Origin of the sequence: Acidicapsa ligni, assembly GCF_025685655.1 — a bacterium.
GTDB classification, from domain to species: Bacteria; Acidobacteriota; Terriglobia; order Terriglobales; family Acidobacteriaceae; genus Acidicapsa; species Acidicapsa ligni.
In genome coordinates this window covers 206,437-228,913 of sequence record NZ_JAGSYG010000003.1, presented here as the reverse complement: position 1 = coordinate 228,913, position 22,477 = coordinate 206,437, and the positions used below count along the sequence as shown (strand labels likewise).

Annotated in this window: 20 protein-coding genes; 16 read left to right on the top strand and 4 right to left on the bottom strand. The window is 55.0% G+C overall.

Features of this window, described 5'->3' with window-relative positions; all coding sequences use genetic code 11:
• Window positions 1–36: 36 nt before the first annotated feature.
• From OHL19_RS11460 to OHL19_RS11450, 3 genes are all read left to right on the top strand, one after another.
• Complete coding sequence (locus tag OHL19_RS11460; protein ID WP_263357834.1) at window positions 37–1,356, top strand: tetratricopeptide repeat protein; 1,320 nt, start codon at window positions 37–39, stop codon at window positions 1,354–1,356.
• Window positions 1,357–1,428: 72 nt separating this feature from the next.
• A complete protein-coding gene (locus OHL19_RS11455; protein ID WP_263357833.1) occupies window positions 1,429–1,692 on the top strand; it encodes a hypothetical protein in 264 nt (87 codons plus the stop codon).
• Between the two features lie 15 nt (window positions 1,693–1,707).
• A complete protein-coding gene (locus tag OHL19_RS11450) occupies window positions 1,708–2,631 on the top strand; it encodes a hypothetical protein (RefSeq protein WP_263357832.1) in 924 nt (307 codons plus the stop codon).
• A 141-nt stretch (window positions 2,632–2,772) separates the two neighbouring features.
• On the opposite strand, the gene OHL19_RS11445 is transcribed toward OHL19_RS11450, so the two are convergent.
• Together OHL19_RS11445 and OHL19_RS11440 are read right to left on the bottom strand one after the other, a co-directional pair.
• Complete coding sequence (locus tag OHL19_RS11445; protein WP_263357831.1) at window positions 2,773–3,726, bottom strand: site-2 protease family protein; 954 nt, start codon at window positions 3,724–3,726, stop codon at window positions 2,773–2,775.
• A 186-nt stretch (window positions 3,727–3,912) separates the two neighbouring features.
• The gene (locus OHL19_RS11440; protein ID WP_263357830.1) at window positions 3,913–4,215 is read right to left on the bottom strand and encodes an HU family DNA-binding protein; all 303 of its coding nucleotides are present in this window, start codon (window positions 4,213–4,215) and stop codon (window positions 3,913–3,915) included.
• 189 nt (window positions 4,216–4,404) lie between these two features.
• Between OHL19_RS11440 and dcd the strand changes: the two genes are divergently transcribed.
• From dcd to OHL19_RS11410, 6 genes are all read left to right on the top strand, one after another.
• Window positions 4,405–4,959, top strand: coding sequence for a dCTP deaminase (dcd, locus tag OHL19_RS11435; RefSeq protein WP_263357829.1), 555 nt, complete (start codon window positions 4,405–4,407; stop codon window positions 4,957–4,959).
• A gap of 214 nt (window positions 4,960–5,173) precedes the next feature.
• A complete protein-coding gene (locus tag OHL19_RS11430) occupies window positions 5,174–5,839 on the top strand; it encodes a response regulator transcription factor (RefSeq protein WP_263357828.1) in 666 nt (221 codons plus the stop codon).
• A gap of 805 nt (window positions 5,840–6,644) precedes the next feature.
• Complete coding sequence (locus OHL19_RS11425) at window positions 6,645–7,346, top strand: lipid-binding SYLF domain-containing protein (protein ID WP_263357827.1); 702 nt, start codon at window positions 6,645–6,647, stop codon at window positions 7,344–7,346.
• Between the two features lie 328 nt (window positions 7,347–7,674).
• Window positions 7,675–8,577: a lysophospholipid acyltransferase family protein gene (locus tag OHL19_RS11420; protein ID WP_263357826.1), complete on the top strand. Its 903-nt coding sequence runs from the start codon at window positions 7,675–7,677 to the stop codon at window positions 8,575–8,577.
• Window positions 8,578–8,665: 88 nt separating this feature from the next.
• A complete protein-coding gene (gene lpxD / locus OHL19_RS11415; protein WP_263357825.1) occupies window positions 8,666–9,661 on the top strand; it encodes a UDP-3-O-(3-hydroxymyristoyl)glucosamine N-acyltransferase in 996 nt (331 codons plus the stop codon).
• A 126-nt stretch (window positions 9,662–9,787) separates the two neighbouring features.
• Complete coding sequence (locus OHL19_RS11410; protein WP_263357824.1) at window positions 9,788–10,951, top strand: ATP-grasp domain-containing protein; 1,164 nt, start codon at window positions 9,788–9,790, stop codon at window positions 10,949–10,951.
• A gap of 34 nt (window positions 10,952–10,985) precedes the next feature.
• On the opposite strand, the gene OHL19_RS11405 is transcribed toward OHL19_RS11410, so the two are convergent.
• Window positions 10,986–12,332 carry a nucleotide sugar dehydrogenase gene (locus OHL19_RS11405; RefSeq protein ID WP_263357823.1) on the bottom strand — a complete coding sequence of 449 codons (1,347 nt, stop codon included), beginning with the start codon at window positions 12,330–12,332 and terminating at the stop codon, window positions 10,986–10,988.
• A 162-nt stretch (window positions 12,333–12,494) separates the two neighbouring features.
• Here OHL19_RS11405 and OHL19_RS11400 point away from each other — a divergent pair, with 162 nt between their 5' ends.
• Together OHL19_RS11400 and OHL19_RS11395 are read left to right on the top strand one after the other, a co-directional pair.
• Window positions 12,495–13,325, top strand: a complete 831-nt coding sequence (locus tag OHL19_RS11400; protein ID WP_263357822.1) for a 3-keto-disaccharide hydrolase — start codon at window positions 12,495–12,497, stop codon at window positions 13,323–13,325.
• Between the two features lie 53 nt (window positions 13,326–13,378).
• Window positions 13,379–14,320, top strand: a complete 942-nt coding sequence (locus OHL19_RS11395; protein WP_263357821.1) for an SDR family oxidoreductase — start codon at window positions 13,379–13,381, stop codon at window positions 14,318–14,320.
• 69 nt (window positions 14,321–14,389) lie between these two features.
• Here the strand turns inward: OHL19_RS11395 and OHL19_RS11390 are convergent, their stop codons facing one another.
• Window positions 14,390–14,773, bottom strand: a complete 384-nt coding sequence (locus OHL19_RS11390; RefSeq protein ID WP_263357820.1) for a hypothetical protein — start codon at window positions 14,771–14,773, stop codon at window positions 14,390–14,392.
• Window positions 14,774–14,900: 127 nt separating this feature from the next.
• Here OHL19_RS11390 and OHL19_RS11385 point away from each other — a divergent pair, with 127 nt between their 5' ends.
• The 5 genes from OHL19_RS11385 (at window position 14,901) to OHL19_RS11365 (ending at window position 22,439) form a co-directional block, all read left to right on the top strand.
• Window positions 14,901–16,244, top strand: coding sequence for an amidohydrolase family protein (locus tag OHL19_RS11385; RefSeq protein ID WP_263357819.1), 1,344 nt, complete (start codon window positions 14,901–14,903; stop codon window positions 16,242–16,244).
• Between the two features lie 155 nt (window positions 16,245–16,399).
• Complete coding sequence (locus tag OHL19_RS11380; protein ID WP_263357818.1) at window positions 16,400–18,934, top strand: polysaccharide biosynthesis/export family protein; 2,535 nt, start codon at window positions 16,400–16,402, stop codon at window positions 18,932–18,934.
• 55 nt (window positions 18,935–18,989) lie between these two features.
• A complete protein-coding gene (locus OHL19_RS11375) occupies window positions 18,990–20,243 on the top strand; it encodes an O-antigen ligase family protein (protein WP_263357817.1) in 1,254 nt (417 codons plus the stop codon).
• Between the two features lie 22 nt (window positions 20,244–20,265).
• Window positions 20,266–21,666, top strand: coding sequence for a murein biosynthesis integral membrane protein MurJ (murJ, locus tag OHL19_RS11370; protein WP_263357816.1), 1,401 nt, complete (start codon window positions 20,266–20,268; stop codon window positions 21,664–21,666).
• Window positions 21,663–22,439 carry a DUF2334 domain-containing protein gene (locus tag OHL19_RS11365; protein ID WP_263357815.1) on the top strand — a complete coding sequence of 259 codons (777 nt, stop codon included), beginning with the start codon at window positions 21,663–21,665 and terminating at the stop codon, window positions 22,437–22,439. The genes murJ and OHL19_RS11365 overlap by 4 nt, the downstream gene beginning before the upstream one ends.
• Window positions 22,440–22,477: the final 38 nt, after the last annotated feature.

Sequence of the window (22,477 nt, the reverse complement as noted above, 5' to 3'; positions counted from 1 at the left end):
TTGTTTGCGATTTTCTTGATCTCCCAGGAGCATTGAATGAAGAAGTATTACCTCGCGTCCGTGTTCGCGTCTGTTTTGTTTGCAGGGATCAGCCTTGCCACAGCGCCTACTCTTCTGGCTCAGGCGGCACCCGCGTCCTCTGACCAGATCACAATTAAAGATCCTGCCGAGTTCAGCGCATATCAGAATGCGATTACGCAAACCGATCCAGCGGCCAAAGCTGCTGCCAGCGAAACCTTTCTTTCAACCTACCCCCAGAGCGTGGTGAAGAAGTCGGTTCTGGATGGGCTGATCGACGCTTACATGGGCGCCAAGGATCTGGTCAAAGCCGCCGACGCCGCCAAGCGTATGTTACAGCTCGATCCCAACAATCTGCGTGCGATGTACCTGATTGTCGCGATCGATAAGCAACTGGCAAGCCAGGCAGCGGCATCCGATCCGGCCAAGCAGGCACAGTTGCTGGATGATGCGGCAGCGATGTCTCAGAAGGGCCTGGCCGCTACCAAGCCGGCTGATGTAAAGGACGAGGACTTCAAGAAGCAGAAGGAAGCGACTGATCCTGTCTTCGACTCAGCGATTGCGTACGACGATATTTTCTCGAAGAAGGACTTCAAGGCCGCGATTGAGCAGCTCCGTGCGGAACTAGAGGCCACTCCGGTAGAGCAGACAAAGGTCGTTCCGGCGTTGAACGATACGCTGACCCTGGGCGATGCGTACACGCAGTTGACCCCTCCAGATATGGTGAATGCGGTTTGGTTCCTGGCGCGCGCTCAGGCGTTTGCTCCTGACAACTTCAAGCCGGTGATCGATAAGAAGGCCAAGTACTGGTACAAGCGCTACCACGGCAGCGTGGATGGCTATGACGCCATCCTGGCGCAGGCCGCTACTTCGCTGTTCCCGCCTGCGGATTTCAAGATCAAGCCTGCCGATACACCGGCGGATATTGCCAACAACGTTGTCGCCACGACTTCAGACCTCTCTACGCTTGCACTGGGTGACAAGGAATTCATCCTGGCCAATGCTTCAAAGGAGAATGCTGACAAGGTCTGGGACACGATCAAGGACAAGACCAGCGAGATTCCGGGTACTGTCATTGCCGCGACCGCGAGCCAGCTTCAGATTGCTGTAACGGACGACGCCAAGCAGGACAAGAAGGCTGACTTCACGGTAAACATGAAGACTCCGCTTGCAGACAAGGCAATTCCCGCTGTGGGTTCGGATGTGAAGGGGCTGATCGGCACCTTTGATTCGTATACACAGAGCCCGGCTCAGATCATCCTCAAGGATGGCGAGATCCAGGTCGAGAAGAAGCCAGTTCACAAGCCCGCCGCAGGACACCGCAAACCGACGGCTTAGTTCGAAAATTGGACCAGGGTTAATCAAACCCAGTGAATCAAGAGGGCATCCTGATCAGGATGCCTTCTGTGTTTGCCTGATGCCCTGATCCTAACCATTGTTTTTGCCCTAGCCTTTGTTTTTGCCGTTGCCTTTGTTTTTGCTCTTGCTTTTGCGGTTGCCTTTCTAGTTGTCATTCCCGCAGGGAATCTGCTTCTGCCCTTGGCTTTTGCCGTTGCTGTTGCCCTTGCCCTTCTGTCTGTCATTCCCAAAGGCAATCTGCTTCACCGAACAACAACCACGCAACCCGTCCCAATATCAAAGAACAACTCCGGCAGCGGTAAAGGCCGCCGATGATAATCTGGAGCAGATATGAAGTCTTCCGCTTTGCTGATTGCGCTGCCTGTCGTAATGCTGGCCCTGGCTGGTTCGAGCTGCTATGCACAGAGTTCCGGTACTGCTTCCAATACCGACGCTGTTTCAGCGGAGAATATGCACGGCTTTCGCGTAAAGGAGATTCATCCTCCCTCGACGCCTACGCCGTTTCCGCTGGGCGTTCCATCGCGGACGCTGCAGGCGCTGGAGTTTCGATCGCCAGAAGCGATGACGGCAGCAGATCGCGCAGTAGTCGACGCGGACGAGGCAGAGATTACACGGCGCGCCGATTTGCAGGGCCTTGGGGTGGGTAAAGAGAGCCCCGTAGGGGGCAAGTGGGGATATGAGCAGGCTGTGTGTCCTGCGCTGCCGCAGCATGTGCTGCTGGAGTACAGCCGGGATAATGGCCGTGGCGACGTCACGCTGTTTGGAGTAGCTCTGCCACGAGGCGAAGGGCATGTAAGGGTGATTCCAGTCCGGCGGCGGAGTTATTCGCTGTTTACTCCGGCGTCGTCGAATGCGCTGACTATCAATGACTTTAACCACATTGTGAAGGAAGAACCAGCGGGGCTTGATCCGGACTGGTTCACGCTCGGTCTGTGCTATTCGGCGTTGGCAGGCGGGCATGTGCGGGCTGCGTTGCAGGTGTCTAATCCCACGGAAGAGCATTATCCGTTGCAGTTTCCTGCACAGTTGATGGTTTCAGGGCATGGCGGGGCTGAGGTGCATTTTGCCGACACTACTCCAGAAGTACGAAAGATGGATTGGGTTCTCAACTTTGCGCAGGATGGACGGCTCTTGAAGGTGAAGCATAAGGACTCGCACGAACTGAAGGAAGTACTGGCTAAGGGGCAGCAGGTCGACGCGCAGGGAGTCCCGGCCAAGGGACAGATCGTCGATGTAAATAAAGCGGGGAATTAGAGCATTTCTCCTATCGATGTAGCCTTCGAGACAACTGATTGCGTGGTTTTTCACCCGGAAAAAGCCACGCCTCGCAAGTCCTGACATGTGCATGTTAATTAGGAGAAATGTTCTAGGATCTTATATATCAAGTGCAGATATCTAGTGCAGGTAATAGAGCAGGGAACTGTCAGCAAAGGGCGTCAGCGAAAAGGTTAGAGCAAAGAGCAGTAGAGCGATCAGGCCCAGCGCCTTTCGCCCGCGATTCAATGTCGGCTCAGCCTCAACACGTGGATGGCGCATGGCGGGAATGAGTAGTATGAGCCCCCAGGCAATCCAGCCAATCCAGAAGAAGACGCCGCAAATGATCAGCACGGGCGGAAGCAGCAGTGTGCTGATGCGGTGAAGTCTGGGTGAGATGGCGTAGAGGATGTGCCCGCCGTCGAGTTGGCCGCCTGGGATGAGATTCAGGGACGTGATGAAGAGTCCGATCCAGCCGGCGATCAGGACGGGATGCCGGGTTATGTGCAGAAAACTGTTTCCAACGGGAACCAGGTGCGGGGCAATTCGATTGAGGAGCCAATAGACCCAATCAAGGGTAAGAGGCCTGCCAAACTGGATCAGCGCCGGCGTAGCGTCCCGCGGCGCCGGATGCGAGAGACAAAACCCTATGGCGATGACGATCAGAGAAGCTACATAGCCCCCTAGGGGTCCATAGACCCCCACATCCATAAGCGCCCGCCGACCGGGGATGCGGCTGCGAATTTGAATGACGGCTCCGGCGGTACCACTCAATGTAGGAGCAGGCAGAACCCAGGGCAAGGTAGCGCGAATGCCGTGGACGCGGCAAGCTATGTAGTGGCCGAACTCGTGGGTGAGCAGGATAAAAAGCAAAGTGAGCGAGAAAGACCATCCGAGGCGGAAGTTGGCGGGATGTTGCAGAAGCCAGGGCCAGGGCCACAGATCGGTTTCCGTGACCACGGAGGGTTGGTTATTGACAAAGTTTTGCATGAAGCGGGCGCCGATGGCCGTGGTGGTAACGATGCTGATGCAGAGCAGAAGCAGGGGCAGCGCGTATTCGCGTAGGGGATGGCCGAGATGTTTGCGTAGAGTCACAACGACGGGTGTTGGGTAGGTTTGGATGCCGGGCAGGCGAAGCTGTTACATCTGTTCAAGGAAGTTCAATGCAGGATGGAGGATGGGGTTGTGTAAACCTTGAATGGCACAGGATGCGAGGTGTTCACTGGTACGCGAACTGGACTGGGCACATGTATGCCGCTGTTGGATGGGCTGAGCCCATCTTTACGACTGAGCCGGCGTTCCCGAGGCCGTTCCGGAGTCCAGGACATGAAGTTCCTTGCCCGGCTTGAAACGTACGGCTTTGCCTGGTGCGATGCTGACTTCGGTGCCGGTGCGAGGATTGCGTCCGATGCCGGTCTTGCGCGGTCGCACGCTGAAGACGCCAAAGCCGCGTAGTTCGATGCGATCACCCGCAGCCAAGGCCTGCTTGAGGCCCTCAAAAACGGTGTCGACAGCCGCTTCGGCCTTGGCCCGCGGCAAACCGGTTCGCTCAATTACATGATGGACAATGTCCTGCTTAATCAATGTCGTCGCCCCTTGATCGAATGGATTTCTGCTGGAATCTTATACTGCCCACTGGCGAGATGCTATTGCGAGTTGGCCCCGTTGTCAATCTTTGCTTACTCCAATACGATAGGCAGATCGGGCATCACTCAATAGTAGCGCCAAGGCCGGGGAGCTTGAGCCCTGTCAAGGCCGGAGGAAAATCGCAGTATGTCGATCCAAAGTGATCGCTGGATCCGTCAGCAGGCATTAGAGCACGGCATGATTGAACCTTTCAGTGAAAAACAGGTGCGCGAGGGAGTTATCTCTTACGGCCTTTCCTCGTATGGGTACGATCTTCGCGTTTCGGATGAGTTCAAGATTTTTACCAATGTGAATAGCGCGATTATCGATCCTAAGCATTTCGATGAGCGTTCGTTCGTGAGCGTACAGGCGGATTCGGTGATTGTTCCTCCGAACTCATTTGCTCTGGCGCGCTCGGTGGAATATTTCCGGATTCCTCGGGACGTGATCAGCGTGTGCGTGGGGAAGTCGACGTATGCCCGTTGCGGCATCATCGTGAACGTGACTCCGTTCGAGCCTGAATGGGAGGGGTATGTGACATTAGAAATTTCGAATACGACACCTCTGCCTGCTCGCGTGTATGCAAATGAAGGGTTGTGCCAGATACTGTTTTTCCGTGGCAGCGAACCATGTGAGGTAAGCTATGCGGATCGCAAGGGCAAGTATCAAGGGCAGCAGGGAATCGTTTTACCTCGACTTTAAAGTTCGAAAATAGAACAGAGCCAATTTGGCACGGCAAGAGATTTTTCATTATGAAAATCTCTTGCTCATATCTCTTGTAATTGATACATTCGACACAAATCTTTACCAACAACTTTGCTGATTTATGACCAAGGGGGTATACCGGTCTTGCAGACTGGCCTGCCGTCTGTGCGGTTCTGTGTGCGTAGTTAAAACAAAAAATAGGCGGGCCGGGATGATTGCAAGTTCAGTTGTTCCCGCGACGCGGCTGGGGATTTGTACTACCGAGCCAATTCGTCTTGCGGGATTGTGCAGCGTATTTGAGGGGCATTCGATAATTCAGGCTGAATTTGGGGATTTGAGGATTTTGTTGGCCGATCCCTCAATGCAATATGTTGTGTTGGATTTATGTGGGAGTGTGGGGTGGTTGGAGATCGTTGCCATGGTGCGTCGAGCAAGGCCGGACATTCGTCAGATTGTTCTGGGCCCTGTGGTCAGTGATGAACTGATTGTGCGCGCTATCCATGCAGGGACGCGAGCCTATCTGAATGCAAATGCCGGTCCGCTTGCAGTGCGACAGGCGGTGGAAGCGGTATTGCAGGGGACGATCTGGGCTCCGCGACGACTGCTTTCTCTCCTGATTGACCGACTGCTTCAGGACGTGCAGCCGAGTGTCCCAATGACACCGCCAACACTGAGCCCGCGTGAGCAGCAGGTGTTGAGTTTGATCATGATTGCGCGTTCCAATCGAGAGATCGCGCAGGAGCTGGGAATCGAAGAAAGAACAGTGAAGGCTTATGTGGCCAGCCTGTTGCGAAAGACAGGCATGGATAACCGCGTATCTCTTTCTGTACAGGCAACTCAGATTTCACTTCGCGAGAGTCGAAGGTTGTCTTTTTAGGGTATCTCTATGCTTGATGAAGCATTGAGGTATCAAAAGAAACGTTCTGTGAGTGCAATAGACAAAATACTTAAGGCCGATCCCGCAAGGATAGAGGCTTCAATACGGCCGTTTCAGATGATTTCTTAGAAGATGTTTGGATATTTCATGTACTAATGGCAGGCGGATCAGCTTGCTTTGCCTGCACGTAATTACCATTTAGCTGGTTATCTAATTTTGCGTAGGAATCAAGATAGCTACCTCTTTGCCCTATGCTTGTTTTTCCATGCAGCACTATCTTTCCAGGAAGAGCTATTCTTGTAACTCATAACAGGACTTATATGTCAGGTAACTTATATATATGCATATAAGTTACCGTGGTAGGTTACTTACATACAATGCCCGTTCGTCATATTGCCGCCTGTTTCGAAATGACACATGATAGCTAAAGTAACAACGCAGATCTGGGGAAAGGACTTCCCTGGAATCATGGAATACATGGCGCCAGGGAAGTCCTCTTTTTTTAGGGCATGTTTTTATGAACCACCACTACTCTTTATTAGTTAGTTCAAAGTTGCATATTTATAGTCCGGGACATGCTTTAGCATCGTCCAACCTTTTACTGAAATTGAGCGTCTTAATTGTAGACATGTTTTTATCATGATCTGCGCAGTACGCCTGCGACTTTGCGTTTCGTTTTGAGGCGCGGGGTGAGGTGCTGGTTGTTTAGCCAGCACTCAAGTTTCCGTGTTAGGTGCGAGGGCACCGGACCGGATAGAGTTCTAAATGGAGTGCCGTTTGAACTCCAATAACGAGGGAGATAAAAATGAAAAAACTCATTACCCCAATTCTCAGTATTTGCATGGGCATTCTTATTCCCACTGCGTCCTTTGCCGCATCGTCGCATGATGATTTGCAGGACCGTGTGGATGCGGCCAAGATTGTACTCGACCAGATTCTGGGTACGCCTGACAACTCGATTCCGTTGAACATTCTTGAGCAGGCGACGTGTGTTGCTGTGATCCCAAGCTTGAAGAAGGGCGCTTTTCTGATTGGCGCTGAGTATGGACGCGGTGTTGTTACCTGCCGCACAGGACATGGTTGGAGCGCACCGGCGTTCATTACGCTGGCGGGCGGATCCTTTGGGTTCCAGATTGGTGGACAGGCGACGGACCTGGTGCTGGTGGCGGTGAATGATCACGGATTCCAGGATCTGTTGAAGAGCAAGTTCAAGCTGGGTGGCGATGCTGCTGCTTCTGCTGGTCCAGTTGGCCGTAACTCCCAGGCGGCTACGGACTGGAAGATGAATGCGGAACTCCTGACGTATTCGCGCAGCAAGGGGCTGTTTGCCGGTATCGATCTGAACGGTGCTTCGGTTACACAAAGCATGGATGATACGACGGCTTACTACGGTGCTTCGCATGGTTTCCGCAGCATTTTGAAGGGTGATGTGCCAGTGCCTGAGGGTGCGGTTCCTTTTGTTCGTACTGTGGCCAAGGCGTTTATCCAGGCAAAGACGAACAACTAACGTACAGGGAATAGAAATAGGAATAGGGCTTCTTCTTTTGGGATTGCGGTTTTGTTGCAATTCTTGATTGAGGGGGTCCTATTCTTTTTTGCTTTTGGTGTGGGATGAGGGTAAAGGCAGAGGATGAAGCAGATTCCCTGCGGGAATGACAGACAGAAAGGCAACTGCAGAGGCAAGGACAAGGGCAACTACAGAGACAAGGGCAAACGCAACTGCGACGGCTAGTGCGACAACGAAGGGTGATGATCTGATTTTAGGTTTAGTCTCTTGCTTTTGTTCGTTGCTTTTTAGGCGTTTACACTAGATTGGAATTGCTTGTATTCGCGGAATGCAAAATAGTCTTGAATTCATGCTGGTTTGGTGTGTTGCGCGTGGTCTTGGATGGCTGCCGCGTACGGTTGCGCGAGCGATTGGAGCGGTGCTGGGCCGGGTTGCCTATCTGATGCTGGGACGGTTGCGCAGGACAGGGTTGCGTAATCTGCAGTTGGCTATGCCACAGATGCCGCAGACGGAACGCGAGGAGATTTTGCGCCGGATGTATCGCAACCTGGGCTGGCAGCTCGCGGAGTTCTGCAGGATGGAGCGCTATACACGAGCGAACACTGCTGACTTGATTCACTACGAGGGATTGGAGAATTTTCTCAGCGCTGAGGCGGCTGGCAATGGTGTGCTGGTGTTGACGGGGCATCTGGGGGCCTGGGAGCTTTCCAGTTTTTATCATTCGTTGATGGGGCATCCGATGGGGATGGTGATTCGGCGATTGGATAACCGAGCGCTGGATGGGTTCGTCAATGGCATTCGCTGCATGCATGGGAATCGGGTGCTGCATAAGGATGACTTTGCACGCGGATTGTTGACGGCGATGCGGCAGGGCGAGACGGTAGGAATTTTGATGGACACGAACATGACTCCGCCGCAGGGGGTGTTTGTCGATTATTTTGGAACAGCGGCGTGCACGGCTTCAGGATTGGCGCGCGTGGCGTTGAAGACGGGAGCGGCGGTGGTGCCGGGCTTTCTATTGTGGAAGGCTGCGGAGCGGCGGTATGTTTTGCATTTTGGGGAGCGGGTCGAGTTCGAGGCGACGGATGATCCGGAAGCGGATATTCTTGCTCTCACGCAGAAATGCACTTCGGTGATTGAGGCCTGGGTGCGGCGGTATCCGGATCAGTGGTTGTGGATACATCGCCGGTGGAAGACGCGGCCTGCTGGGGAAGCGCCGATTTATTCCTGATGGGCTTTGCCTGATTATCGCTATCGTTATCGTTTGCTGGGCCTACCCATTTTCAATAGCTATGGCTACAAATCTGTAGGAGACTTCATTGACTATCGGCGAACTGATCGAGAGGCTTGGCGGTGAGTTGTTGCAGGGGAATGCTGCGACGAGGCTTCTGGGCGTGCAAGAGGTTGCTGCGGCGCGGGCCGGTGATCTTGTTTTTGGTGAGGATGCTGCGGCTGTTGCGAGGGCTGTCGGGAGCGCTGCGAGTGCGGCTGTTGTTCCGATGGGAAGTGTGGTTGCTGACGGCGCTATTGCGGTAATTGCGACGAAGCAGCCGAGGCTTTGGTTTGCGAAGGCTGCGCGATTGCTGCTGGTGCCGGAGGCGGCCAGTGGCGTGCATCCTGCGGCTGTGGTCTCGCCGGATGCGGTGCTGGGAGATGGAATTTCGATTGGGGCTGGAGCGGTGGTCGGCCTGCGGGTTTCGATTGGAGCGCGGTCGCGGGTTGAGGCTGGAGCGGTGATTGGCGATGGCGTAACGATTGGCTCGGATTGCCGGATCTATCCTCGCGCTGTGCTCTATGCGCGGACGGTGGTTGGGGATCGAGTGATCGTTCATGCGGGTGCGGTGTTGGGAGCGGATGGGTTTGGGTATGTTCGCGATCGCGGGACTGGGGCTTATACGCAGTTTCCGCAGCAGGGCGGGTTGGTGATCGAGGACGATGTGGAGATTGGGGCTAACACTACGATCGATCGCGGGGCGCTGGCTGAGACGCGGATTCGGCGCGGGGTGAAGCTGGATAATCTTGTTCACATTGGACATAACTGCGATATCGGTGAGGATGTGGTGATTGCTTCGCAGACGGGGATCTCGGGGTCTTCGACGGTGGGCAAAGGCGCGATTCTGGCGGGGCAGGTGGGGATTGGGGATCATGCGCATGTTGGCGCTGGGGTGATTCTTGGCGGACAGGCCGGGGTGCTTTCGGGGAAGACGCTGGAGACGACGGGGACGGTGCTTTGGGGTACTCCGGCGAAGCCGCTACGGGAGTATTTGCGGGAGCTGGCTACGCTGGGGCGATTGGCGCGAAGGAAGCGGGAGTAAGTAGAATTCGTGGGAGTGCGGCTGGCGGTGATTGGAGCTTCGGTTGACAAATAGAAGGCTTCGCTGCTGGAGTGGTTGGGCGCGTCCGGATAACGGGTTCGTAGTTTGCTGGGTCAGGGTCTATAAATGGATGCGTTGATTGTAGGGCGTGCGATCAGCTTGATGTGGTCGCTTCCTTCTCTTCTCTCAAGATCCGGATTCAATGTGGATGCAATTACGACGAGCAGCCTGCTGCGCGTCAGTAAGTTTGTGCGGAAGGTCGACCGAGCGGGCAGCTATGACGAAATGGTGCGGCTGGCGTACGCACGTATTTGCAATCGCGCCATTCCTTACGATTGGGTGATTGCATGTGACGATGATACTGTCCGCGATCTGAGCAGAATGGATTGGCCGGAGGGATTCGAGCCGAGGTATCTGCCGCGAACAGAGGTTGGGCAACTTTCGCATATCTATTCGAAGATTGGATTGTCGCAGGTTCTGTCGGCCGGAGGTGTGAAGACACCGCTATTTCGCGTGGCGACAAACTGCCAGGACGCTGTCGCTGCGGCCAATGAGCTTGGCTATCCGGTGCTGATTAAAGCGGACTCTGGGAATGGCGGGAACTGTGTGTGGGAGTGCAAGAACGACCGTGACGTGCGAAAGCTGGAGGATGTGTTCAAGGCTGAACCGATGCTGGTGCAGCGCAGGATCGAGGGGCGTGAGCTGGATCTTTCCGCAATCTATTTTGAGCAGAAGCTGGTGCATTTTGCTTACTCCGTGATCGAGTGGAGTCTTCCGCAATTTGCTCCATCGGTTATACGCACGTATTACCCGCTGCCGCTTGTGGCTGAAGAGATATTTGAAGAAGTGTCTACGCTTGGGCGAGTGCTGAATGCGAATGGATTTGTCACGATTGGATGTATAGAGGCGGCCGATGGCTCGGGACGATATTACTTCGAAGCCGATATGCGGACCAATGTGTGGATCGACTTTTCATCGTTCTATGGGGAGGATGAAAAGTCGAGGATTCGTGCGTGGTTCTCAAACGGAGCGTATCTGTGCAAGGAAAATATCAGGGGGGATGCTGGTTGTCTGCCGGTTACGATTCCATATTTTCAACGGATTGCGTTATGGGAGTTGATGGTGAATCGATATCACGTCTGGAAGTACATTCCGTGGACGGATACAAAGATGATTTTGACTCTGCTGTGCGCTCATGCCGTGATGCCCGTGGCCAGGACGATGATGCCGTCGCGGCTGCGGCAGATGGTGAAGCGGAGGATGCTGGCTGTAGGAGTACCGTTTCCGTAGCGGACAAATCCTGAAACGGATGCGAGTTTCCGTGCTAACAGCGGAGGATCTTTTCGCTGATTATGCCTTTGGTAGCGTTGCGGGTGTCGATCACTAACTTCGATTGGTCGACTATTTCTTTGTAGTTGTAGGTGGTGTGGTCGGTGACTATAACTACGGCGTCGTAGCTGCCGATGTTATCCAACGAAGTGTTGGACATGTTGAGGGCGTAGTGGCGGCCGTGGCCTACGGTGGGGAAGTAAGGATCGTTGTAGGCGACTTTGGCGCCGCGAGCGCGAAGGAGTTCGAGGATGGTCAGGGACGGAGATTCGCGAAGATCGTCTACATCGCGTTTGTACGCCAATCCCAGGACCAGAATCTTTGAGCCTTTGATGGATTTGGAGTGTTCATTGAGACCGGCGGCGATCTGGTCGAGAACGAAGTAGGGCATGGCGGTGTTGACTTCGCCGGCCAGCTCGATGAAGCGGGTGTGGAAGTCGAACTGCTTGGCTTTCCATGAGAGATAGAACGGGTCGATTGGGATGCAGTGACCACCGAGACCTGGGCCGGGATAGAAGGCCTGGAAGCCGAAGGGTTTGGTCTTGGCGGCGTCGATGACTTCGTGAATGTCGATGTCCATCTTCATGCAGAGCTGCTTGAGTTCGTTGACCAGTGCGATATTGACGCAGCGATAGATATTTTCGAGGAGCTTGGTCATCTCGGCTACAGAGGGCGAGCTGACCGGGACTACTTTGCGGAAGATCGCACCGTACATAGCTGCAGCCAGTTCTGAAGCTGCGGGGCCGCAACCGCCTACTACTTTAGGGATGTCGTGGCGAGCTACGGTGTCGTTGCCTGGGTCTTCGCGCTCGGGGCTGAAGGCTACGTGGATGCCGAGATCCTCTGCGTTGCGAGCGACTTTGAGATTGCGGCGATTGCCGCTTTCGAGGCGCGGGACTACGAGCTCTTCGGTGGTGCCGGGGTAGGTGGTGCTTTCGAGCACGATGAGCTGGCCCTCTTTGACATAGGGCGCGATGGACTCGACGGTGCCGGTGACGTAGCTGAGGTCGGGCTCGTGATATTCGTTCAACGGGGTTGGAACGCAGATGATGACGGCGTCCATTTCAGCGACATCGGCATAGTTAGTCGTCGCACAGAAGCCGGCTTTCTGGGCTTGCTGGATGGACTCAGGCGTGATGCGGACGATGTAGGAGCCGCCATTGTTCAAGGTGGCGACTTTGGCGGCCTCGATATCGAAGCCGGTGACGCGGAAGCCTTCGGCGCTGAAGAGCAGGGTAAGGGGCAGTCCAACGTAGCCCATGCCAACGATGCCGATTCTGGCTTCGCGGGTTTCCATCTTGCGTTTTAACTCTTCTAAACGGCCGGTCAATACGGTAGTCATATCTCTTTGATTGTAATTGCTGGCGCGGATGACGGCATGGTTAGCGCCAAAGAGAAGAGATCAGGCCTCCGGCAGCGATGAAGGAGCCACCGACGGGATAGAATTGCTCCGCGAATACTTCAGGGCTCCAGTGTGAGCCCAGATACATGGGAGTTAACAGAGATGAAGATTGGGATCGGGATTATTGCTGCTATGCGCCTGTCATTGAGGCGGATTCTTTGCCTTTTGGTTGTTGCGACTGCGATTGCGCGATGTGGGTTTGCTCAGCAGTCGGGGCAGATTCCTGCGCATGGCAAGATGGTCAAGCTGTTTGATGGGAAGGATCTGTCGGGCTTTGACGTACTGCTGAAATCGAAGGGATTGAATCACGATACGGATCATGTCTTTCAGGTTGAGAAGGGTGTGATTCATGTATCGGGCGATGATTTTGGCGGCATTGTGACGCAGAAGGAATATGAGAATTACTACCTGCGCGCTGAATTTAAGTGGGGCGAAAAGACTTATCAGGATCGTGTGGGAAAGGCTCGGGATTGCGGGATTCTTTACAACGTTACCGGGCCGGTTGCGGTGGGAACGGATGTGTGGCCGCGCTCGTTTGAGTTTCAGATTGTTGAGGGAGGGACGGGGGATATCTGGCTGGTGAAAGGTGCGAGTCTCAAGGTCAAGGGGCAGGTTGTGTCCAGTGACGAGAATGCCGACGGACACCAGTATGTGAAGTCACCTCGTTTTGGCGAAGGACCGTGGGTGAATGTGGCGGGTTATCGCGACCCGGCAGGCGAGGTTGAGAAGCCGCATGGGGAGTGGAATCTGCTGGAGCTGGTGGTGGATCATGACCACGTTCGATATTTTGTGAACGGCAAGCTGGTGAATGAGGCTACGGATCTGAACGCGACGAAGGGGAAGATACTTTTCCAAACCGAGGGAGCTGAGACTTTTTATCGTCATTTGGAGATTGCGCCGCTTAAGTACAGGCTTTTGCCGATGTGTTCCTGAGTGGACTTGCTGCCAGATTGTATGCTGAGAGTTTGAGCGTTGAGGAGAGTGCGTTGGCGAAGTATCTAGTTACAGGTGCAGCGGGGTTTATTGGCAGGTCGATTGCGGCTGCGTTGATTGCACGTGGGGATTCTGTTCGCGGGGTGGACAACTTTGCTACCGGCAAGCGGGCGAACCTGATTGGCCTTGAGGCGATGGAGTTTGTCGAGGGCGATCTCGCTGATCTGGATGTGGCGAAGGCGGTTTGTACCGGGGTAGAGGTTGTGTTTCATGAGGCGGCGCTGCCGTCGGTGCCGCGGTCGGTGGCTGATCCGATTGCTTCGAATATCGCGTGTGTCGATGCTACGGTGAATCTGCTTTGGGCGGCCAAAGAAGCGGCAGTGCGACGCGTGGTGTATGCGGCTTCTTCTTCGGCATATGGCGATACTCCAACGCTGCCGAAGCATGAGGGAATGTTGCCGAATCCGATCTCTCCGTATGCTGTGGCGAAGCTGACGGGGGAGTATTACATGCGTTCGTTTGCGCGGGTGTATGGGCTGGAGACGGTGGCGCTGCGGTACTTCAATGTGTTTGGGCCTTACCAGGATCCTACTTCGCAGTATTCAGGGGTGCTGGCGGTGTTTTGCCGGAAGATGCTGGCGGGCGAAGTGCCGACGATTTATGGCGATGGCGAGACGAGCAGGGACTTTACGTTTATCGCGAATACGGTTGAGGGAAATCTGCTGGCTGCTGCTGCAGATGCGGACAAAGTTTCGGGGCGCGTGATGAACGTGGCTACTGGGTTTCGCATCACGCTGAATGAAGTTGTCGAGGTGTTGCGCGAGTTGACTGGATATGCGGGCGAGATCAATTACGCTTCTGAGCGGGCGGGAGATATCAAGCATTCGCTGGCGGATATTTCGCTGGCGAAGGAGTTGCTGGGGTATGCGCCGCTGGTGGATTTTCGCGAGGGATTGAGGCGAACTTTGGAGTGGTATCGCGAGGCTGGGGTTTAGGGTGGGGTTTGTCGATCAGAAAGATATAACAGTTGCCGTTTCCATTCAGTCGCCACTAACGAAATACCATCATTTCTTGGAAATGGCAGGTTTCACAGCAAGTTTTGAGACTGACTGAATGCAAACCATCTGCATTGCGCCTTTTCGTTCTGGAGTGAAGGGACACACCTCGAAATCGCCGAAGACTTCTTCATCACCTTGGATGACTTTCCGCATATTGTTGGGGTAGATTGGATCATCTGCGTCGTCCGCAATCGGTCCCGCCGTAACTCCTAGCATTCGTTTCGTGCCGATTGGCCATATCCTTAACGCTGGCGTTCCTGGTCCGAAGGTGGCCCGACCATGTACGATGAAGCACGCTTTGACTACCTTAGGATTGTCCTTGCACACGCGACTTTGGCCGAACAAAGGCGCAACGACCAAGAGAGCCACTGCAAATACTTTAATGTGCATGTACATTGCTACTCCAAATTAACTCTGAATTATATCGGAACGCAGTGCTTGACTTGATCAGGTTGTCAAAATCGTAGGCTAATGGAACTTCTTACTTTGAAGCCTCGTAGCTCTCCACATGATCAGAGTGGCTTTCCTCCTGATATTGGGTGCTTCGTTTGTGTTCCATCCTGCGTGGGGACAGGGTCGACTCGTCATTTCAAATATCACTGTCATTGATGGAACTGACCATCCTCCGCGTGTACATTCCACGGTTGTCGTGCAGGGGAAGAAGATTGTCAGTATCTCTGGAGAGGGTGCTAAGCCGTTGGAAGGAGCAACGGTCGTTGATGGTACCGGGAAGTTTTTGATTCCGGGGCTCTGGAACAATGATTTACATGGTCCAGCATATGGCGAGGCGAAGCCGCAGCTTTCCGGGCTGGTTGCTTATGGAATTACTACGGTGCGAGACATGGGTGCTTCTTTAGAGGATATCCTGCGTCTTCGAGAGGCGACTGCTTCAGGAGCATTGGTTGGGCCGCGTTTGTTCATTGCAGGCCCACTTATGGAAGGGCCGGTCCCGATACAGATGTCTCTCATTGTGGATCTCTTCAGCGAAGGCCAGGCCAGAGATGAAGTCAGAACTCTCAAACTCCACAATGTCGACTATGTTGAGGTGGATACAACTCTCACTCCCGAGCTCTACTGGGCAATTGCAGATGAGGCGAAGCGCGAGGGGCTGCCGCTGGTGGGCCACATACCGGCCAAGATCGCAGCCGGAGATATCGTGAATGCTAATCAGAAAAATGTGGAGCACCTGGGCGGCCGTTTCTTCAATGTTCTCGTCGCTTGTTCCAGCGATGAGGCTTACTTCAACCAGGTTATAGCCAAAACATACGACGAACTGCTGATTGCGGTGAAGGAGAACCGGCAGATAAACGAACCTCAGTTCCGCGCTGATTTCGATGATCGGCTTCTCAGGACCTTCGACGACAGCAAGGCGCAGCGACTCTATCGGCTTTACGCACAAAAAGGTGTGGTGCAGACGCCTACTCTCTATGTTCTGAACACACTCTGGCAAAGCAATAAAGATAGTGACAAGTTGAACGATGAGGACATGGATGCGGGGAAGAAGATTTTTGCTAAAGACCTTGAGGTGGTTGGCAAGATGAAGCGTGCCGGGGTTACTATTCTCGCCGGAACGGATGGTCCATATTCCCAGGGCGGCGACGCTCTTCACAGCGAATTGGAGCTACTGGTTCAAGCAGGCTTGTCACCGCTTCAGGCTCTTCAGGCAGCTTCTCGCGACGCAGCCCAGGCTATGGGCGTATCGAACGAGGTGGGCACGATCGAAGCCGGGAAAGTTGCAGATATGGTGATGCTGGAAGCGGATCCCATCAAGAGCATATCCAATACTCGCAGAATCGCAGGCGTAATTCTTCAAGGGCATATGTTTACCAAGGAAGAGCTTTCGGCAATGGCGGCACGTTAGATTCATTCTTTGTACTTCGTTATGGCTCTTGACGGAACCGGTGGAATGCTTGAGACTTCTCCTAACATCCACTTGCAACTCTTGTACTAACTTTTCCCAATCTGCGCAGAGACCCTGCTGGAAGATTCTTCCGGCCTTGAGGCTATTTTTGCGTGGTGGATTCGCCTGAATCCGAAGTTGAACGAAAGCTGACACCGGTCGCTGATGAGGCGCGCGCGGGGTCGTCTATATATTCCATTCACAAACTCATGGATATGGCTACGCGACGGCGCTGGTTTTTGCTGAGTACGATCGGCGGATTACTGCTGCTTTGTGGACTGTATTGCATTGTTGCGCCGAATCAATATGAGGCTTCTTCGACGGTGGCGCTGCGGATACAGCCGGTTTCTGCGCTGTCTATCGATGGTGCGGAGACGGTTGCTCCGGCTTCGATCCTGAGCACTCCGATGCAACTGGAGACGCTGGTGAACGTGCTTCGCAGCGAGCAGTTGGAGTGGCGGGTGATTACGGAGTTGAAGCTGTATGAGAAGCCAGCATTCAGCAGGAACTTTGGGCAGAGGTTTTCGGGGTTTCGTGCGGCGGCTGCTTCGCCGGAGGCACAGGAGTATTTGCTGAGTACATTTGGCAAGCGGCTGCATGTGCGTACGCTGCCGCGGACTTTGCTGGTTGAGATCAGTTATCGAAGCAAGGATCCGGCGATGTCGGCTGCTGTGGTGAATACGCTGGTACGGAGCTACATGGAACTGGAGAGCAAAGCACATGTAGACGCCACGGATAAGGCTTCTGGGTGGCTTGAGGGGCAGCTAACGATACTGACGGCGCAGGTGAAGCGCAATGAGACGCATCTTGCTGAATTTGAGCGGCAGCATGAGTTTATGAGCGCGGAGCAGGCTGTTCCCGGAGGTGCTTCGGTGGAGAGTCTGCATGAGTCTGCGACGTTGCAGGTGGATGAGGTCGGGCGCTTGCTGGCGACGGCGAGTGGGGATCGCATTCTGCGCGAGGCTCTCTACCGTGAGGCACAACTGGGTAATCCAGAGCAGGTGCTGGCTGCGAATCCCGAGGTGCAGGCGGAGATGGGTGCGAGTGGAGCAACGATGGCGCAACAGTTGCGCATGCGAGCGAGTGAATTGGATGTAGAACTGGCGCAGTTGAGGGTGGAGCATGGGCCGAAGTTTCCGCGTGTGGTGGAGCTTGAACGCGCTATGCAGGATATCGATGGGCAACTGAAGGAGCAGGACGCGAATCTACTGGAAGCGTTTCGGCGAACGTGGAAGACGGCGCAGAATCGTGAGCAGTTGTTGCAGGGGCAACTGGATGCGCGCACGGCGGATGGGATTAGACAGAATAGCGCGATGATTGAGTACGCGGCGCTGCATGAACAGGTGGTGGCAGGGCGCGAGCTTTGTTCGCGGTTGCAGAGAAGGATTGACGAGGCGGGACTTTCGGCGGGAGTGCGTGCGTCGAGCATCGTTGTGGTGGATTATGCGCGGCAGCCGTTCAAGTCCGTGGCTCCGAATGCGGCACTATATCTGGCGATTACTTTTGTGACAGGGTTATGGCTGGCGATGGGAGGCGCGTTGTTGCTGGATGGTTTGGATGCATTGCGGCAGACGCGTGTGAGGCGGTTGGCAGCGCTGTTGGTCGCGCTGGCGATGTCGGGGTTGAGTGGCTATGGGCAGGCTCCTACGCCGAATACCTCAGGGTTGCCGAGTGGGGTGGTTCGGCTGCCGAAGGATGAACCGCTGAGTCGTGCGCCTGATCCTAAGCAGGCTCCTGCAGTATGGAATGCGGTTGCGCCGAGTGGAACTGCGTTGGAGACGGATACGGTACCTCGACCCGGCGGGGTGGCGATGGTATTGCCGATTGGTGCGGGGGATTTTCTGGATGTGAGTGAGTTTCATACGCCGGAGTTTCATACGTCGGTTCGCGTGGCGGCAGATGGAACGGTGCTGCTACCGCTGGTGGGTGCGGTAAAGGTTTTGGGGCTGGGCGAGCGGCAGGCATCGGCGGTGATCGAGAAGGCGTTTGTGGATGAGGGAATGCTGCTGCATCCGCAGGTGTCGGTGATGGTGACAAGTGCGGTGGGGCAGGATGTGAGCGTGCTGGGCGAGGTAGCCCGGCCAGGGGTGTATGCGTACACGGTGCATCACCGGCTGCTGGATTTGATTTCAGCGGCTTCGGGGCTTTCAACGAATGCGGGGCGACTGGTGAGTGTCTATCATCGCGACGATCCGCATACGGCTCATGCGATTGTTTTGGACCCGAGTGGTGTTGATAGCAAAATGGAGCACAACCCGGAACTGGCTCCGGGAGACACTTTGCAGGTGAGCCGCGCGGGACTGGCGTATGTGATTGGCGATGTGGTGCGGCCGGGTGGCTTTGCGGTGGATCCAGTGCAGGGATTGACGATTGTGCAGGCGCTGTCGCTGGCCTGGGGAGCTACTCCCAACGCGGCTGCTACTAAGGCGATTTTGATTCGCGATCAGGCGGGTGGACGCACGTTAACGACTCTGAATCTACGGCGAATGATTCGTGGGCAGGATCCGGATCAGGCGGTGCGGGATCGAGACATTTTATTCGTGCCGGATAGCGTGGCGAAGAACCTGATGAACAAGAGCCTGGAGTCGGCGATCCAGTCGGCGATTGGGGTTTCGATTTATGCAGGGCTGGTTTATTCGCAGAGGTTTTAGGTGCAGGTAATTGGGATCATGATCTCGGGAATAGATCGTTGGTGATAGGGGGACTGTGACGCGGCTGATGAACGTACTGCTGATGTTATTTGCGTTTGCTGTACCCTGGGAGTATTCGCTGAATCTTGGCGAGCCCTTTGGCAATGTGGCGCGGATTGCGGGCGTGTTGTTGCTGGTGGCGGGGATTCCTGCGGTGCTGATGAGGCGCGGTATTCGGATGCCGGGGATGTTGCAGTGGCTGGTGTTGGCGCTCTATCTGTATTTTGCTTGCAGTTACTTTTGGACGATCGATTCGGATGTCACTACCGATAAGATTCGCGCTTATTTTCAGGTAATGATGGTGACCTGGATCGTTTGGGAGTTTTGTGAGACGCAGGGCGATCTGCGGAATATGATGCGAGCACTGGTGGCAGGGTGCTGGCTGCTGGTGGTGCTGACGGTACTTGATTTCAGTGCTGCGAGTGCGTCAGCGGCGGAGCAGATTCGCTTTGTAGCCGAGGGGCAGGATCCGAATGATGTGGCGCGGTTTCTGGATCTGGGTTTTCCGTTTGCGGCACTGCTGTTTGCGATTGAAAAGGCATGGCCGATTCGTTTGCTGGCGCTGGGGTATTTGCCTGCGGGGTTGCTGGCTGTATTGCTGACAGCATCGCGAGGTGGGTTTTCGGCAGCTCTGGTTTCGTTGTTAGGGACGGCGATTTTGCTGGTGGTGTGGAGGCCGCGAGCGGCATCGGTGATCCTCATAGGGGTGGCAATTACGGCACTGGTGCTGTGGATGTTTGTGCCTGCGGGCTCGCTGGACCGGTTGGCGACGATTCCGGAGCAACTGGGGTCGTCGGATTTGAACGATCGCTACAACATCTGGATTGCGGGCTGGCGTGCGTTTACACAAAGGCCGTGGATGGGGTATGGGGCCGGAAATTACACGGCTGCTGCGCGGTTGGCTACCGGAGATACGGCGCACAACACGGTGATGGCCGTGCTGGTCACGGGCGGGCTGTTTGCGTTGACTCTCTGCGGCGCAATTGTGGCTGGCGTCGCGTGGTCGATTGCGCGAACTTCGGGGTTGTTGCGGATTGCTCTGGCTACGGTGCTGGCGGTGTGGATCATTACTTCGATGGTGGGGTCTGTGGAGGAGAATCGCATTACGTGGCTGGTGTTTGGAATGATGGCGCTGGCGGGCCGATTGGCCTGTGAGGCAACAAAGTCCAAAGCAACGTGCCCCCTATATGCGGACAAAAGTACGCGGCAGGTTTCACTTGCTGGGATCTTTCACGGCCGTCCCGTCGGTGCAGGTGGTCCAATAGACTAGCGAAAGTATGGAGTTTACGCCTTTGCAGCCTGCAATTCTGGATATCGATTCTCAGCCGCTGAAGAGTGGCGGGGTAAATCGTGTTCCGGACGGCGGTCCGAGTGTCAATCGGCGTATTTTTCGTGCGGCGGTAATTGTTACGCTGGCGGGCATTCTGGTGAAGCTGGTTGCTACGTTCAAGGAGTTCGCGATTGCGGACATATTTGGGCGCAGCGATGCGATGGATGCGTTCCTGATCGCGTTTCTGATTCCGGGGCTGCTGGTGAATTTGTTTTCGGAATCGATGAACCAGGCGCTGGTTCCGACCCTGGTTAAGGTGCGGGAGTTCGACGGGCATCCGCGGGCGCAGGAGTTATTGTCGAGCGCGATGCTTTGGACTTGTATGTTGTTGACCGGCGGATCGCTGGTAATGGCAGCCGCGGCACACTTCTTTTTTCCTTTGCTGGCCGCGCATTTTCCTGCGGCAAAGCTGTTGCTGACGGAGGAACTGTTTTACGGGCTGCTGCCGGTGGTAGTAATTGCGGGTATCGCCTCCAACTGCTCGGCGGTGCTTAATACTTTTGACAGGTTTGCGTGGCCGGCGCTGGCTCCGATGGCTACTCCGCTGGCGGTTGTGATTGGGGCGTGGTTGCTTGTTCCGCGATTTGGCATCTGGTCCCTGGTGTATGGGAATGTTGTCGGGGCGCTGATTCATGCGGTGATTATGGTGTGGATGATGCACGCGCATGGCTATCGTTTTGCGCTGCGCTGGCATGGCTTCAACCCGGCGATTCGCGAGGTCGCGGGGCAGTACGGACCAATTCTGCTGAGTGGACTCGTGGCGTCGAGTGGATTGCTCGTCGATCAGGGGATGGCAGCAACGCTGCCTTCGGGGAGCGTGTCCACACTGGTATATGCCAATCGTTTTGTGAGCGTGGTTGTGAACCTGCTGGCGGGTGCGGTGGCGACTGCGGTCACGCCTTACTTTTCTCAGATGGTGGCGCGACGGGAATGGGCTGCGTGCCGTCATACGCTGAACACGTATGTACGCTTGACGGCGTTGATTTCGGTTCCGGTGGCGATGACGATGATCTTCGGTTCGCACCTGCTGATTCGGCTTACGTTTCAGCATGGGGCGTTTGGTCCGCAGGATACGGCGGCGGTGGCTCCGGTGCAGGCGATGTATGCGATTCAATTGCCGTTTTTTATTGTGAGCCGCGTGTTCTATCGCTACCTGGTGGCGATTCGAAGGACTTCGCTGATTTTGTACTGCGGGATGATCAACCTGGTGTTGGACGTGATTCTGAATATTGTTTGCATGCGATGGATGGGCGTGGCGGGGATTGCGCTGGCGACATCGCTGTGGACGATCAGCACGTTTGCTTTTCTGTGCTACTGGGCATATCGGTTGCTGCCTCCGCCGGAGAAGCTGGATGCGGCATGAAGAGTGATTCGGAGACCCGCTATTTGCTGCGATTCGATGATCTTTGCCCAACGATGGATCGCGGGAAGTGGCAGCGGTATGTGTCGATGCTTGAACGGTATGAAATTCAGCCGATACTGGCGGTGATTCCAGAGAATGCAGACCCGGCGTTTGAAGTTGAGGCGGCTGATCCGAGGTTTTGGGCGCAAATGCGCGAATTGGAGATGACCGGGGCGACGATTGGTCTGCATGGCTATAGGCACGTTTGTCGGGCGAGGGGACGAGGCCTGATTCCGTTGCATCGATTGACGGAGTTTGCGGGTGCCGCGGAAGAGGATCAGCGGCGATGGATTCGCGATGGGTTGGAGGTTTTGCGGAGGCATGGACTGAGTCCGCGAATCTGGGTGGCTCCCCGACATGGTTTTGATCGCACTACGCTTGGGGTTTTAAAGGATGCGGGGATTGATGTGATTTCGGATGGCTTTGCTGTGGGGCCGTTTGGATGGTATGGGATGGTGTGGTTTCCGCAGCAGCTTTGGGGGCCTCGCGAGAAGACTTCGGGTGTATGGACAATTTGTGTTCATGCGCAGACGGCCAGCGATGCGACTGTTGCTGAGTTGGAGATGTTTCTGGAGAGGTATGCTTCGCGGTTTACTTCAGTGGAGCGTGTGTTGGCTGAGGGTTCGGTGCGGCCTCGTTCGCCGGGGGATAGGCTGTTTCATTTTCGGATGATGCTGCGGATTCGGTTGGTTGGAATCAAGCGACGGCTGCTGCTTCGAATGGGTAAGGCATAGGCAATGCCATCCAAACGGGGATTTGTGGATGCCTGGAT

Bases quoted from the DNA above. Each gene is read 5' to 3' on its own strand.
- OHL19_RS11460 (WP_263357834.1), top strand. From the start codon at position 37: ATGAAGAAGTATTACCTCGCGTCCGTGTTCGCGTCTGTTTTGTTTGCA.
- OHL19_RS11450 (WP_263357832.1), top strand. From the start codon at position 1,708: ATGAAGTCTTCCGCTTTGCTGATTGCGCTGCCTGTCGTAATGCTGGCC.
- dcd (WP_263357829.1), top strand. From the start codon at position 4,405: ATGTCGATCCAAAGTGATCGCTGGATCCGTCAGCAGGCATTAGAGCAC.
- OHL19_RS11430 (WP_263357828.1), top strand. From the start codon at position 5,174: ATGATTGCAAGTTCAGTTGTTCCCGCGACGCGGCTGGGGATTTGTACT.
- OHL19_RS11425 (WP_263357827.1), top strand. From the start codon at position 6,645: ATGAAAAAACTCATTACCCCAATTCTCAGTATTTGCATGGGCATTCTT.
- OHL19_RS11420 (WP_263357826.1), top strand. From the start codon at position 7,675: ATGCAAAATAGTCTTGAATTCATGCTGGTTTGGTGTGTTGCGCGTGGT.
- OHL19_RS11410 (WP_263357824.1), top strand. From the start codon at position 9,788: ATGGATGCGTTGATTGTAGGGCGTGCGATCAGCTTGATGTGGTCGCTT.
- OHL19_RS11405 (WP_263357823.1), bottom strand. From the start codon at position 12,332: ATGACTACCGTATTGACCGGCCGTTTAGAAGAGTTAAAACGCAAGATG.
- OHL19_RS11400 (WP_263357822.1), top strand. From the start codon at position 12,495: ATGAAGATTGGGATCGGGATTATTGCTGCTATGCGCCTGTCATTGAGG.
- OHL19_RS11390 (WP_263357820.1), bottom strand. From the start codon at position 14,773: ATGCACATTAAAGTATTTGCAGTGGCTCTCTTGGTCGTTGCGCCTTTG.
- OHL19_RS11365 (WP_263357815.1), top strand. From the start codon at position 21,663: ATGAAGAGTGATTCGGAGACCCGCTATTTGCTGCGATTCGATGATCTT.